The following is a 13,872-nucleotide window of genomic DNA, read 5'->3' on the forward strand; positions in this document are numbered from 1 at the left end:
CGAAGGTTTTGGACGAATTTCTCACGACACAGCTACCACCGCCCGCTGCAATGCAAGCGGCAGACGCCGCTGCGTCTCCGACCGCCATTGGGCAGGGTTTACGCTGTGGCACGCGGCCACCGCCAGATCCGGAAGTTGGTCCACAACATACCGACGATCACGCGGCGGCCGCACCTCGTCCACCCGGCCCCACCAGCAACATCCCAAACGGGCGAGGAATCAGGCTGCGGTGATGGTCCACAGCAGGTTGGTGCTGCTGTCCCAGCTCCACTGTTTGACCGGGGAGCCGGATGCGACCTGGCCGCCGCCGTCGAGCACCAGCCCGGTCGCCCGGTTGGCGATGCGGTAGCGCCGGTTGCCCTGGTCGGTGATCTGCCACTGTTGGCTGTTGCTGCCACTCCAGGACGCCTGCTGGGCTGCGGACCCGTTGGCGGTGAGCCCGTAGCCGTCGATGACCATGCCGGTGGTCCGGTTGACGATCCGGTAGTAGCCGGTGCCCAGGTCGACGATCTGCCATTGGAGATTGGTGCTGCTGTCCCAGCTCCACTGTTTCAGCGGCGCCCCGGCGGCGGTGGCGCCACCGCCGTCCAACGCCAGGCTGCTGGTGACGTTGCTGATGCGTTGGTACGTGGCGGGGTTGAAGGTCACCCGCAGAGAGGCGATGGCGTCGTTGTTGCCGGTGTTACGCAGGTCCGGGTTGTCGGCGTTGAACGTCCAGCTGGTGCCGCTGAAGTTGTCGTTCGCGTACCCGATGATCTGGTGTCCGGTCGGCACCCGGACCGACGAGACGCTGCGCAGCCCGATCCCGGCAGACTGGAGTTGGGCGGCGGTGTAGCTGCCGACGGCGAGGGCAGCCCCGGTGCCGTAGTCGACGTCGGCATACACCCCCAGCGCCGCCGTCGGGGTGGAGCCACCACCGAGGGTGGGAATGGGGCCGGAGAAGGTCAGCTTCACCACGTACGCAGGTGCGCTGAACGGCGCGCTCGACGACGGCAGGGTGATCCGGAGCCCGGAGGCGTCCTGGGTACGGGTTGGCAGGTTGAGGTAACTGCCGGCGGTCGACCCGAGGAGTTGCACCCCGGTCAGTGTGCTGAGGTTGATCCGGTTCGTCGACAGCGTGGTGATGTTCACCGTGCTGCCCGGCCAGCCGAGGATCGTCGCGTACAGGATGCGGTTGTCCTTGGTACGGGTGAACCGGATGTCCTGCGCGTTGCCGGCGACCGGTGCCACGAAGTAGCCGCCGCCCATCTTGGTCGGCCCTTCGCCGTACGCCGACCAGGCGCGCGTCGAGTAGACGGACTCGCCGAAGCGTCGGAGGTAGTCCCCGATGCCGAGCAGGATGCTGCGCTGGCCGGACGGGATGGTGCCGTCGGCCATCGGCGCGATGTTGAGGACCATGGTGCCGTTCTTGCTGACCCGGTCGATCAACGAGTGCAGCATCTGGTTCAGCGAGTAGTAGCCAATGCCGACCGTGTAGCACCAGCTGGAGCTGCTGATGCTGTCGTCGGTCAGCCAGTATGGGTTGCGGATCTCGGCGGGCCCGCCGCGCTCGTAGTCGTAGACCGTGCCGCCGTTTTCCAGGCCGTCCTTGTAGGTGGCGACGACCTCCTTGTCCCAGGCGACGGCTCGGTTGTAGTAGTACGACAGGAACTTCAGTCGTTGCGCGTCGCTGATCCGTCTCAGGTCGAAGTCCTGCCAGATGAGGTCCGGCTGGGCCTGGTCGATGACCTCGCGCAGCTTGTCGTACCAGAGCTGCTCCTGCGCGGCGGTGCCGAGTTGCCCGTAGAGCTTGCGCAGACTGGGGTCGGACTGCTGCGGCGCCCATTGGTAGAAGCCGGTGAAGTTGAACGCGTGGTGCATCGCGACCAGAACCTTGAGCCCTCGGCCGCGGATAGCGTCGGTGTGCAGGCGGAGCAGGTCGAGCTGGGGGCCCTTGGCCACCGAGTTCCATTCGTTGACCTGGCTGTTCCACATCGAGAAGCCATCGTGGTGCTCGGCCACCGGCCCGGCGAACTTCGCGCCGGCGTCGACGAACAGCTGCGCCCACTCGTCCGGGTCGAAGTTGCCGCCGGCCGACCTCAGCTTCGGCGCGAACTGCACGAACCGGCCGGACCGGTCGTACGCGCCGTTGATGAAGTTGTGGTACGGCCAGGCCGACGGGTCGCCGTAGGTGTTGCGGTGATGGTTGTTCTCGCCCGAGCCGGAGTTGTACATGTTGCGCGGGTACCACTCGTTGGCGAACGCCGGGACGCTGAACACGCCCCAGTGGTAGTAGATGCCGAACTTGGCGTCCTGGAACCACTCGGCGGCCGGGGGATGTTGGCCGACCGACGCCCAGGTCTCGGAGTAGTTGGTCGGCCCGGGGATGGCGGCGCGGGCGGGGATCGCGCGGATCAGACCACTGGCGCCAACGGCAGCGGCGGCTCCTCCCACACCGAGAGCGGACAGCAGGGTGCGACGGGTGATCGGGGGACGGGACATGGGAATCCCTCCAGGGGAAAGGTGGTGGCAGGCGGCGGGGCATGCAACTGGAAGATCCGACGTTAACCGTTCCCATTACTTGCTGTCAATGCGATTATTGTCCAATTTGATGTTTTTAGCGCAGAGAATCGGTAGGATCAATGCAGTCAGAGAATTGAAACATCAGACGTATTAGGCTTGGGTTTCGACGCTGCCATGCGCAGGAACTCCGCCAGCCCGGCCCGGTCGATCTTCGAGCAGCGGCTCGCCGACGGCGGCCTGGCCAGCATCGCCCGCGCCCTCAACGACAACGGCGCCCCATGCCCGTTCGGCGCCGACCCAGCACGCAACCCCCACCGCAGCGGCCGCCAATGGATGCTCACCACAGTCGCGGCGACCCTGGCCAACCCCCGCTAAACCGGGCGGCAGGGAACGGGAACCGCCCGCAACGCTAAGGGAAGTCACGCTTCGTGGGGAAATAATGCGTCCCGAAGGGAGAGGGTGGTCGATACCTCCGCCCCAGACGAAGCGGTGCCGCTACAGAACGGGTTCACCCACCCCGGCCTCGTCGCCCGTGCCCAGAACCGCACCAGCGCCCGGTTCAACCGGGATCCGGCCCACCTGTCCCCGGCTCGACCTGGCGAAGCGCTACCAGGTCGAGCCGCTGGCGAGCGGTGGGTCGACCGGAACGCGGTCGACCCACCACCCGACAACCCGCTCGGGACCGGGGACAGCCCTAACCGACCCTGACCAGGTCGAAACGGTCGAACACCATAACGTACCCGCTGGAGCTCGGGTTCTTGCCGACGGCAACGGCCCGGACTGTGTGGTTGCCTGCGGACAGCGACAGCGTTCCGTAGTCGGTCCCGTAGTAGCCCACGTTCCCGTACTGGTCCTGCGGTGGGCCGACCATGACACCGTCGATGTAGAGGGCGTGGAACGCCCGGTTGGTGAGGCGCTTTTCGACCGCGCGCAGGTCGTAGACGCCGGAGGTGCTCACCGGGAGGGTGAACTGGAGGTACTGACCCCTGGCGGTTCCGTCCAGGGCGGCCGCCGCACCGCCGCTGGCCCCGGCCTCGGTGAAGGCCCGGCCGGCCAGGCCCGGTGAGGCGGTCATCGGCAGCGACTCCGCCTCGTACCGGGTGACCGGTGCGCTCGCCGTGGCCGGGGTGACCAGGACCTTGTACACCGCGTTACCGGGCAGCGTGCCGAGGGAGACGGTTGCGCCGTTCGAGGCCAGCGTCACGTCCGAGTCGAACACGACAGTCGGCGCGGAGAGGGTCGATGCGTTGCTGATCCGTTCCGCCCGCACTCGGACGACGTTGGACAGCGCCAGCGCTGACGCGTTGTTCAGTCGTAGCGACACATCCTGGTCGCTGGCGGTCTGATTACCGATGAGGAGCACGCCGCGGCGCTGCCCGGTGTCCAGCGAGCCGAGCGCGTCGACCGTGGTCGCCGATGACGAGGTGACGTTCACCATCCGGCCGGTCATGGTCTTGTAGGTGTTGTAGTTCCACCACACACCCTTGGGTAGGGTCCCGGTCGCCTTGTCGGCGGAGTTGCCCAACGTGGCGATGAAGTTGCTGTCGTCGCCGATGTAGTCCCAGTCCGAGGTCAACGCGTCCTCCAGACCGTTGGGAACGCTCCGCTCGAACTGCGCGAGCCAGCGGACGTTCGGTCCCGCCGCCCAGGCGTCCGGATTGCCGTAGCTGCTGCCCTGGTACTCGGTGATCGCGATCGGCATCGGGGTGATGCCATTGGCCTGCATCCAGCTTCTGATCTGCGCCGTGTGGCCGGGCACGTCCGTCGTGGTCGGGTTCAGCTCGTGCCAGGACAGGACGTCGGGCAGGCAGCGGTTGTCGCGGCAGTAGGTAAGGAACTGCTGCAGCTTGGTGAAGTTGTAGGCGCTGAGCTCCGGAGCCTCGACCCGGTACGACGAGTTGCGGGCCTTCACCGCGTCGTAGGCCACCTTGTGGGCTTGGAAGTAGGTGGTGGTGTAACGGCTCCCCCACTGCGCTTCCGGCTCGTTCCAGGGAATCCAGGCATTGACCTGGTAGCCCTTCTGCTCCGCCTCGGACATGACGCCGTTGACGATGGTCGTCCAGGTGCTGAAGTTGCCGTTGTCGCCCGGGCGGTAGCTGCGGTACGGGCTGCTCGGGTTCGCCGTGTAGTAGTAGAGACCGACCCGCAGGTTCGCGCCGGTCGCGGAGACCCGCTGGTACGTCGCGGTGTCGTAGAGGCTCGGCAGGTTGGGGTGGTGGTCGGCGCCTCTCAGCGACCTGACCTTCACGCCGTCCACGAGATACTGCGCGGGCGAGGTCGCCGAGATTCCGTGCAGGAAGCCGCTGGCGATCTGGGTGGCCGGGCCCCGGTCGGCGCCGTAGTCGACCGTGATGGTGCTGGTGGCCGCCGCCTGCGCCGCGGGGGCCTCGACCGCGGCCAGGCCGGCGGCCACGAGGATGCCGGCGGCGACGGCGGTGAACGTTCGTCCTGTTCTGACGGATGTCATCGATCTCCTCCTGGGAAGATCCGGGGACGGGAGCCGCGGTCGCCGGAGGTCCGGCGCGCGGGCGGAACGCGCACCGTGCGGCGGTGCACGGTGCGGTGGTGCGTGGTGCGGCGGTGCGTGGTGCGGCGGTGCGTAGTGCGGTGGTGCGCCCGCACCGGTGGTGGTGGTTCCAGTGGACCGGCGGGCCGGCGACCGCGTTCAGGTCGTTCGGTAGGGGCTGAGTCGTCCGCACATGCCGAACGGCCGCTGGTCGGGCTCGGGCACCGTCCGCACGCGGACGTTCGCCTCGGCCAGGTGCGCGCCCGAGCCGTCGGCCAGGGAGCGCAGGCGACGCCGGACCTCGCGGAGGGAGGCGGCGGGACCGGCGTCGAGGATGCGGTGCCAGGCCGCGGTCCGGGTCGCGGTCAGCGACACCGCCGCGCGGTAGAGGCTCCACAGCGACGTGGGGTCACCGGCGGCCAGGTCGCGCCGGATCGCGAGGTAACCCCGCACCGCGAGGTCACGGCGGTCGCGGGCGCGGCGCTCGGCCGCCGGGGAGGTGGCGGGATCCGGCCCGACACTGGCGGCTTCGGCGTACGCGGCGGGGTCCGCGAGAATCTCCGGCGGGAAGGTGAGGACGGCGTCCCCGGCCTCCGGCAGCCCGGAGTTCTCCATGATGACCACCACCCGCAGGTCGCCGAGGTTGACCGCCCGGTGCACCGTCCCAGGGGTGAACCAGACGACGGTGCCCGGCAGCAGCGGCGTGGTACCGGGACCTGCGGGGGTCAGGGTGTGCAGCTCGCCGCGCCCGCCGACGACGACGTACGCCTCGGTGCACGCCGTGTGCAGGTGCGGCGAGCCTCCGTGGCAGCCGTCGGACGCCGCCCAGGGGTAGACCTCGAGTCCGGATACGCCGATGCCGTTTGGGAGATTCACCACGGATGCTCCTTCAGGTACTTCTCGACGCGATCGGCGTCCCACGTCCCGTCGGCGACCATGACGCGGTACCGACGTCGCAGGGTGGTGCCGGCGGGCAGGGTCACCTCGTCGGCGAACGCCAGCGATGGATTGATCGCCGGGAAGGGCTCGTTGCGGACGAACCAGACCGGCGGGCTGTCCTCGGCGGCCGGGTCGGGGACCACGACCAGGGTCGAGGCCGCGTCGACGACGTCGTGCGTGCCGGTGTAGGCGAGCCACGCCGCGCGCCGGCCCATCACCTGCGGCCCTTCCAGGCCGCCTGCGGCCAGGATGGTGCCGCCGGTCAGGTCCCGTGGTCCGCGCCAGAAGAAGCCGCTGTAACCGGCCGCCTCCCGGCCGAAGATGGTCGGGCTGCCGATCTCCAGCCGTGCGCCGCTGACGTTGGTCAGCGCGGTGGCGACGGTGAGCTCCCAGGTGCCGGCCGCCGCGTCGACGTCGTGGACGGCGATGTCGCGTCGCTCCTCGATCCAGTGCCGGCCCCGGGCGTTGTGCCAGTGCACCTGCTCGGTCAGGTCGAGCCGGTCGACCTCGGCGTCGAACCGAGAGAACGCGCGGTGTCGCAGTGAGCCGACGTTGTCCAGCCGGCGGTAGCCCGCGTCTCGCACGTAGCTGTAGCCACCCCAGAAGTTGTCCCCGGACAGGTGGGAGATCGTCATCGCGAGGCCCTTGTGCCAGCGGTGGTCGTGCGGGCGGTGCGCCGAAACGAGGTTCCCGGCGGTGGTACGGATCGGGTGGAAGAAGGGCGCCGGGCACTCCCACGGGTCCGCTTCGGCGCCGTACACGTACGACACCAGTTCCTGCTGCCGCACGCTGACCGTCACGGCTGTGCCGATGTCGTGCCGGACCCGCAGCGCGGAGCCGTCCGGGAGGTCAGGTGTCATGCGCTGCTCCTCGCCGGCGCCCAGCCGGCCGTGTGGCCGTGCAAGGCGTGGTAGAACGGGTTCTCCGGGACCAGTTCGCTCCGTCGGACCGACCGGCCGGTCAGGGCCGACTGGTAGAGGGCGGTGACGAGTTCGAGGGTGCGCCGTGCGCTCGCCCCACTGGCCGGTGGCCGCACACCGGCCCGCATTGCCGCCAACAACAGCGAGAACTGAGCCGTGTGTGAGCTGGGTACGTCGGCCTCCGGCGGCTGCCACCGCCGCTGACGGTCCTCGTCCACCTCCGGTGCGGCGGTGTACGTCCAGTCGCTGTTGCGGTAGCCGTACAGGTGGGTGAGTTCGACTGTCGCGTCGGTCAGGTCGATCCGCAGGTAGCTCTCCTCACGGGGCGACAGGACGCTGTTGGTGATGCTGGCCAGCGCGCCGTTGGTGAACCGGACGAGGGCGAGCGAGACGTCCTCGGTCTCGACGTCGCGGTCCAGCCGCCCGGCGAGTGCAGTGACCTCTTCCCAGGGCCCGAGCAGGGTCAGCAGCAGGTCCATCTGGTGGATCCCGTGTCCCATGGTCGGACCGCCTCCCTCGGACGCCCAGCTACCGCGCCAGGGGACGGCGAAGTAGGCGGGCGGGCGGTACCAGGCGGTCGTGCACTGTGCCAGCAGCGGTCGGCCCAACTCACCCGCCGTGATCAGCGCGGCGGCGTGCCGCGCGGCGGAGCCGAACCGGTGTTGGAACACCACCGAGGCGTACGCCCCGCTGGTCTCCTCGGCCACGGCAATCCGATCGAATTCGGCGAGCGTGCGGCACGGTGGTTTCTCCACCCAGGCCCAACTGCCGGCGGAGAGGACTGTTTCGATCTGCCCGATGTGTTCGGCCGGTGGCGTGCACACGTGCACCAGGTCCGGTTGTCGCGCGGCGAGCATCTCGTCGAGATCGGTGTAGCCGGCGGTGATGCCGGCCAGCTCGCAGAACTCCGCGGCCCGGGACGGGTCCGCGTCGACCGCGGCGACGAGTTCGACCCGGTCCCGGTGGGCCTGGATGGCGGGCAGGTGGCTACCGGTGGCGATTCCGCCGGTCCCCACCACGGCCACCCGGATGGGCTCGTTTCGACGTGTCACGCGGCCGACTCCTTAGAGGGTTGGTTCGAGGGCGACGGGTTCACTGGCCGGACCGCCGGTCCCGGGCGGCCACGGAGGTCGGATCGACGAACCGCAGGGCGACGAGCAGTAGCGCGAGGGTGGTCAGCATGTAGACCACCGCCATGGCGTTGATCTCCTGTGAGGCGAGCTCGCCGGCCTGGACCGCCGCGCCGTATAGCGCGACGACGAGTGTCTGGCTGTCCGGTCCGGAGACGAGAAAGGTCAGCTCGAACTGGCCGACCACCCGGACCAGGGTCAGGACACCTGCCGCGAGCAGGCCGGGCACCAGCAACGGCCCGAGGATGTGCACGAAGACACGTCGGTTCGTCGCCCCGCATACCCGAGCCGCCTGCTCGACGCGAGGATCGATCTGCTCCACGAACGGGATGAGCACCAGGACCGCGAATGGGATGGCGGGAACCAGGTTGACCAGCACGATCCCCGCCAGGGTGTCGTTGAGTCTCAGCCGGTAGACCAGGGTCGCCAGCGGCACCGCGTAGGTCATCACGGGCACCACCTGCGGTACGAGGAACAGCAACAAAAGCAGCTTGCGGCCCGGGAAGGTCAGCCGGGCCAGCACGTACGCGGTCGGCAGCGCGACCACCAGCGTGACCGCCACGACGGTCACCCCGACCTCGACCGTGGTCACCAGCAGCTGTCCCAGGTCGAAGGTGGCCCACGACTGCGTGTACCAGCGGGTGGTGTAGGCGCGCGGCAACCAGCCTTCGGCGAGCTGCGCGGTGAGCGAGGCGAGCAGGACGGTGGCCACGGCCAGCAGCAGGCCACCGACGAAGAGCCAGAGCCCGCCCCAGGTGATCGCGCCGGTGAGCGTGTGACGGATGGGCCGGCGTCCGGCTTCGGGGAGCGTGGCAGTGGTTTCCTCGGCGGACGTGACGGCGACGTCGGTCATCCCTTGCCCCCGCTGGTCGGCCCTCGGTGGAACAGACCACGCCCCCAGAGCACGAGGCCGAGGACGGCCAGCTGGACGACCGCCATGATCACGGCGGCGGCGGACGCGGTCGGGTAGTGCCCGTAGCTGTACTCGGTGTAGGCGATCTTCGAGAGCACGCGGGTCGGGCCGGCGTCGTTACCCACCAGTGTGGCGGAAGGAAACACTCCGAACGCCAGCACGAACGACAGGCAGAACGTGATCGTCATCCCGGGCAGCAGCAGCGGGAAGGTCACCAGCCAGAACCGCTGGGCGGGACGCGCACCGCAGACCGCCGCGGCCCGCTCCAGGCTGGGGTCGATGCCGGAGGTGTAGCCGACCATCAGCAGGAACGCGAAGGGCAGCCCGGTGAACACCAACGACAGCAGCACCCCGGTGAAGTTCCCGACCAGTTGCAGGGGCTGGTCGATCACCCCGGTGTTCAGCAACGCCCGGTTGAGCCAGCCGGACGGGCCGAGGAACTCCTTCATCGCCGAGGCGACGAAGACGGTGCCCAGGGTCATGGGCACCAGGACGATCGCCATGATGGTGCGCTTGGCCCGGACCGTCCCGCGCATGCGGTACGAGATCGGCACCGCCAGCGCGACGTTGATGATCGAGGCGGCGAGCGCCAGTTCCAGCGTGACCAGGATCGACTCGCGGCTTCCGTGGTTGTTCACGAGCCGGTCGGCGAAGAAATCGTGATAGGCCGAGTACCAGCCGTCCGCCCCCTGCAGGGACAGCCCGACGCCGTAGCCCAGTGGATAGACGAAGAACACGGCCATGAACACCACACCGGGTACGGCCAGCCACAGCGTCGGTATGACGCCCCGCTGGCGGGCCCGGTCCCGCCAGGTGAGCCGGTACGCCTCGGCGTGGTCGGGACCGGCGGCGGTGGCTCCGGAGTGCCCGCCCGCCCTCACGACGGCTCCCGGCCGACCAGCAGGGCACGGTCGGTGGCCGGCGCTGCCTCCGCCGGTGCGGGGAAGGTCCGGATCCGATCCGGCGCGACGACGGCGACCGCCCGTTCGCCGGGCCGGAACGGCTGGTCCGACCGACCGTGCAGCAGGCGGCCGCCGGGACCGGTCCCCTCGACGGCGAAGGTCCGGCCCTGGTACTCGCACACGCGCACGTCGATCGGCAGCTCGTTCCCCGTGCCGCCTGCGGGTTCTCGGGTGATCAGCAGGTCCTCGGGTCGGATCATCGCGACGACGCTGCCCTGCTCCGGCAGGCCGCTTGCGGGGTCGTCGATCCGTAGCGCGACGGGACCGGCGTCGACCACCCCGGCAGTCAGCTCCCCCGGCACGCTGTTGCGGTAGCCGACGAACGCGGCCACGAACGCGTTGGCCGGCCGCTCGTACACCTCGGCGGGCGTGCCGACCTGCTGGACCGCCCCGTCGCGGAGCACCACCAGCCGGTCGGCCAGGGACAGCGCCTCGACCTGGTCGTGTGTCACGTAGATCGTGGTCAGGCCGAGCTGCTGATGCAGCGACCTGATCTCGGTGCGCAGATCCAACCGCAGGCTCGCGTCAAGGTTGGACAGGGGCTCGTCCATCAGGACCAGGCGCGGTTCGACGACGACGGCGCGGGCGATCGCCACCCGTTGCTGCTGGCCTCCGGAGAGCTGGCGGGGATACCTGTCGGCCTGGGCCCGCAGCCGTACGAGGTCGAGAGCCCGCCAGACCCGCTCGCCCCGTTCGGGCTTCGGGCACCCGCGCATCCGCAGGCCGAAGGCGATGTTGTCGGCCACGGTCAGGTGCGGGAAGAGCGCGTAGTTCTGGAAGACCATGCCGATGCCGCGCTTCTCCGGTGGCAGCCGGTCGATGCGCCGGCCATCGAGGCTGATGGTGCCGGTCGTCGGTTCGAGCAGCCCGGCCAGCAGGTTCAGCGCCGTCGACTTCCCGCAACCGGACGGCCCCAGCAGCGCCACGAACTCTCCAGCCGGCACGTCGAGGTCGAGGCCTTCCAACGCGGTGAACGAGCCGAACTCGCGGCGCAGGGCGCGGATCCGCAGCGCACCACCGGCGCTGTGCTCACCGGTCATTTCTTCGAGCCGATCAGCTTGTTCCAGATGTCGTACTTGGCCTGTACGTGGTCGCCGACCACGGGGTTACGGACCTGCGCCGTCGCCAGGAGCCGCTTGTTGAAATCGGGGCTCCCGAACTGCTGGTACCGCGTCCGCGCGTCCGCGGGAGCCATCGACAGGTCCACGCCCTGGACCGGGAAGGCCGCGCGGAACGGAATCGTCAGCGCCTGCTGCTGGGGCTGCAGCAGGTACGTGATCAGGGCCAGCGCGACGGCCAGGCGAGCCGGATCGACGCCCTTCGGCACGGCGGCCCACTGCGCCACCTCGATCGTGTACGGGTTGTCGAAGGCCTGCAGGGCGAAGTGGCTGCCGAGTACACCCTTGGCCTTCATCTGGACGTCGAATCCGGTCTCACTCACCGCGATGTCGAGTGATCCCTTGGCGAGCGCGTCGAAGGTGTCGACGGTCTTGGTGGCGTAAGGCGCCGTGTACCTGTTCAGTTCCTCCAGATACGCCCAGGTCTTCGTCCAGGTCGACGGGTCGGCCGGATTCGTGTCGCCGAGCATGTGGGGCAGCGCGTCGGTGAACTGGTTGGCCGGCCCGCTGCCGGTTGGTACGGCCGCGTACCCGAACCGGCCCGGATGGGCCTTTGCCCAGGCCAGCAGGTCCTGCGCGGTCTTCGGCGGATTCGGGACCGTCCGGGTGTTGTACGCAAGCACCGGGCCGTCCGGCTGACCGGAGATGATCATACCGTTGCCCGCCAGGGCGTCCTGCAGCTGCCGGGCGGCCGGCGTCATCACGGTGGCGGGATCGGGCAGGGCGGAGGCATAGCCGGGCAGCAGCGGTACGACGGTCTGCTGCTTGGCAAGCAGGGACAGTCCCTCGGTGCCGGTGAGCACCAGATCGTCGGTGACGTTGCCCGACTGCTGCTGGGCGTAGAGCTTGCCGACCACGTCGCTAGGGGTACCGCTCTCGTACCGTACCGACGACACCAACTGCGAATGTTCCTTGGCGAAGTTCTCGATGATCGGCTTGGTCAGGGCAAGAACCCCGGACACGTCCAGGATCCGTAGTTCGACCGGCTCGGACGGCAGGTCCGGCACGGTGGTCGGGGGCGCCGTGACCGGGGCACGTTCTGGAGCGGCACAGCCGGTAACGGCCGTGACCACGAAGGCGAGGACGGTCAGGAGCGCGGCGGGACGGGAACTCGTCATGGGCGGTCCTCCTGGTGATGATATGGGGAGGCGGTGCCGGTGATGGCCGCCGACGGACGTCGGCGCACGGCGGTGCGACGGACACGCGACACACCCGACGCGGGCCGGCCCCGTTGGCCATGGGTTGCGACATGAACCACCCGGGACCAGGTCGGCGGCCCGCCCGTGGATCCACCGGACGCCAATCCGGCCAGGGTGGGGCACGAGTGCCGCCCGGAGTTCCAGCCGTGTCGAAGCGAGGCGGCCACGCCGGGTCCGAGCGCGACGGAACCGAGCGCAGTACCCTGCCAACGGACGGCAACCATCACCGACCAGCCACTGGCGAATGTGTCGAGTTACCGCAGAAAAATTAGACTGGAATCTATGTTGGATTGACGATAGTGATCGATCACTTTCTTGTCAACGTCGATCGATCACCGCCGCCCACCAGGGGGAATGAGAGAGATGGCTATCGGGCATGCCGCGTCGGACGGTCCTACCGGGAAGGCCGCCACGATCCATGAGGTCGCCCGCGTCGCCGGGGTCTCCCACCAGACGGTGTCCCGGTTCCTCAAGGGCCAGGGAGGGCTCAAACCCCAGACGGTGCAGAAGGTCACGCGGGCCATCGAGCTGCTCAACTACCGGCCGAACCTCGCCGCGAGATCGATGCGGACCCGGCGGTCGGGCAGGGTCGCCGTCGTGCTGCCCGGACCCGCCGACTACGTACCGACTCGGTTGCTCAACGGCGCCGCCGACGTGGCCCACGAGTCCGGCTACCTGTTGGACGTGGTCGGGCTCGAGGGAGATGCGTCGGCCAGGGCCGAGCGGATGCGCACCTTGCTGCACCCCGAGAATGTGGACGGCATCCTGTCCTTCACCCCGCTCAGTACCGGGATGGCGGGCGTCGACCTGACCTCCTTTACGGTGCCGGTGCTGGTCGAGGGCGAATATGACGACAACATGCGGGCGCAGGGTCTACTGGCGGATGCCTCAACGATGGCCCAGATCGTCCGCCGGCTGGCCGCCGACGGGCACCGACGTTTCGTCCACGTGGCCGGCTCCGACCTGTGGACCTCCGCGCGCAACCGCCGCATGGTGTACGAGACGACCGTTGCGCAACTCGGCCTCACCTCCTGTGCGGTTGTCGAGGGCGATTGGACCGTCCGGTCCGGCTGGGACGCCGCCACCACGGTGATAGCCCGGTGCGGGGCCACCGCCGTGCTGGCCGCCAACGACCGGGTGGCCTTCGGGATCATCCAGGGCCTGCAGAGTATGCAGGTCGACGTGCCCGGGCAGGTCAGTGTCGTCGGCTGGGACGATGAGGAGATCGGCCGGTTCATGCGGCCCGCGCTGTCGACCGTCAGCATCGATCGGGAACGGCAGGGCCGGGAGGCGATGGGGCGGCTCCTCGCCCTACTTCGCGGCGAGGCCCCGGCAAGCCTTCCGGCCCCCTCTGACTTCAGCCACCTGGTACTACGCGAATCCACCGGCCCGGCGCCGGATGCCCCGCCGCCCGTTTGAACCCGACCGTCGACACCCGGCTGGTCGCGGTGGAGCGGCCTCGGCGGGGCGTCGGGGCCAATCTCTGAGGACCGTCGTGGGAGCGAGCACCCCGCGACGCCAAGCTCGCTCACGCTCACGCCGTGCCTCCACCGCGGCGGCCCGGGCCGAGCAGGGTCCTGCTCAGCCCGGGCCAGGCGCTGGCCGGCTCGGACCGGTGTTCGGGTGGCGGCCGCGTGACCACCCGTGTTCCCACATGCGCCACCGACCAGGGTCATCGACAAC

11 protein-coding genes are annotated in these 13,872 nt (G+C 69.3%); 2 read left to right on the forward strand and 9 right to left on the reverse strand.

The annotated features are described in order from the left end of the window. Positions 1–219: 219 nt before the first annotated feature. Positions 220–2,481, reverse strand: a complete 2,262-nt coding sequence (locus QCZ28_RS11880) for an alpha-L-fucosidase (protein WP_279516693.1) — start codon at positions 2,479–2,481, stop codon at positions 220–222. Between the two features lie 195 nt (positions 2,482–2,676). On the opposite strand from QCZ28_RS11880, the gene QCZ28_RS11885 reads away from it, so the two are divergent. Next, positions 2,677–2,877 (forward strand): recombinase family protein, encoded by a 201-nt coding sequence (locus QCZ28_RS11885; RefSeq protein WP_279516694.1) that lies wholly within the window; start codon positions 2,677–2,679, stop codon positions 2,875–2,877. Positions 2,878–3,196: 319 nt separating this feature from the next. Here the strand turns inward: QCZ28_RS11885 and QCZ28_RS11890 are convergent, their stop codons facing one another. The 8 genes from QCZ28_RS11890 to QCZ28_RS11925 form a co-directional block, all read right to left on the reverse strand. Then, a complete protein-coding gene (locus QCZ28_RS11890) occupies positions 3,197–4,969 on the reverse strand; it encodes a hypothetical protein (protein ID WP_279516695.1) in 1,773 nt (590 codons plus the stop codon). Between the two features lie 198 nt (positions 4,970–5,167). Then, positions 5,168–5,887 carry a cupin domain-containing protein gene (locus QCZ28_RS11895; RefSeq protein ID WP_279516696.1) on the reverse strand — a complete coding sequence of 240 codons (720 nt, stop codon included), beginning with the start codon at positions 5,885–5,887 and terminating at the stop codon, positions 5,168–5,170. Further along, positions 5,881–6,807 carry a PmoA family protein gene (locus QCZ28_RS11900; RefSeq protein ID WP_279516697.1) on the reverse strand — a complete coding sequence of 309 codons (927 nt, stop codon included), beginning with the start codon at positions 6,805–6,807 and terminating at the stop codon, positions 5,881–5,883. The genes QCZ28_RS11895 and QCZ28_RS11900 overlap by 7 nt, the downstream gene beginning before the upstream one ends. Continuing rightward, entirely contained in the window at positions 6,804–7,919 is a 1,116-nt protein-coding gene (locus QCZ28_RS11905; RefSeq protein WP_279516698.1) for a Gfo/Idh/MocA family oxidoreductase, read from the reverse strand. Before QCZ28_RS11905 ends, QCZ28_RS11900 begins: the two co-directional genes overlap by 4 nt. A 40-nt stretch (positions 7,920–7,959) precedes the next feature. Next, entirely contained in the window at positions 7,960–8,850 is an 891-nt protein-coding gene (locus tag QCZ28_RS11910; protein ID WP_279516699.1) for an ABC transporter permease subunit, read from the reverse strand. Next, positions 8,847–9,791 (reverse strand): ABC transporter permease subunit, encoded by a 945-nt coding sequence (locus QCZ28_RS11915; RefSeq protein ID WP_279516700.1) that lies wholly within the window; start codon positions 9,789–9,791, stop codon positions 8,847–8,849. The genes QCZ28_RS11910 and QCZ28_RS11915 overlap by 4 nt, the downstream gene beginning before the upstream one ends. Next, a complete protein-coding gene (locus QCZ28_RS11920) occupies positions 9,788–10,912 on the reverse strand; it encodes an ABC transporter ATP-binding protein (protein ID WP_279516701.1) in 1,125 nt (374 codons plus the stop codon). The genes QCZ28_RS11915 and QCZ28_RS11920 overlap by 4 nt, the downstream gene beginning before the upstream one ends. Next, positions 10,909–12,108, reverse strand: a complete 1,200-nt coding sequence (locus QCZ28_RS11925) for an extracellular solute-binding protein (RefSeq protein WP_279516702.1) — start codon at positions 12,106–12,108, stop codon at positions 10,909–10,911. Before QCZ28_RS11925 ends, QCZ28_RS11920 begins: the two co-directional genes overlap by 4 nt. A gap of 678 nt (positions 12,109–12,786) precedes the next feature. On the opposite strand from QCZ28_RS11925, the gene QCZ28_RS11930 reads away from it, so the two are divergent. Then, positions 12,787–13,608, forward strand: a complete 822-nt coding sequence (locus QCZ28_RS11930) for a substrate-binding domain-containing protein (protein WP_279516703.1) — start codon at positions 12,787–12,789, stop codon at positions 13,606–13,608. Positions 13,609–13,872 lie beyond the last annotated feature (264 nt).

It is taken from the genome of Micromonospora sp. DH14, from assembly GCF_029809455.1.
Lineage (GTDB): Bacteria > Actinomycetota > Actinomycetes > Mycobacteriales > Micromonosporaceae > Micromonospora > Micromonospora parva.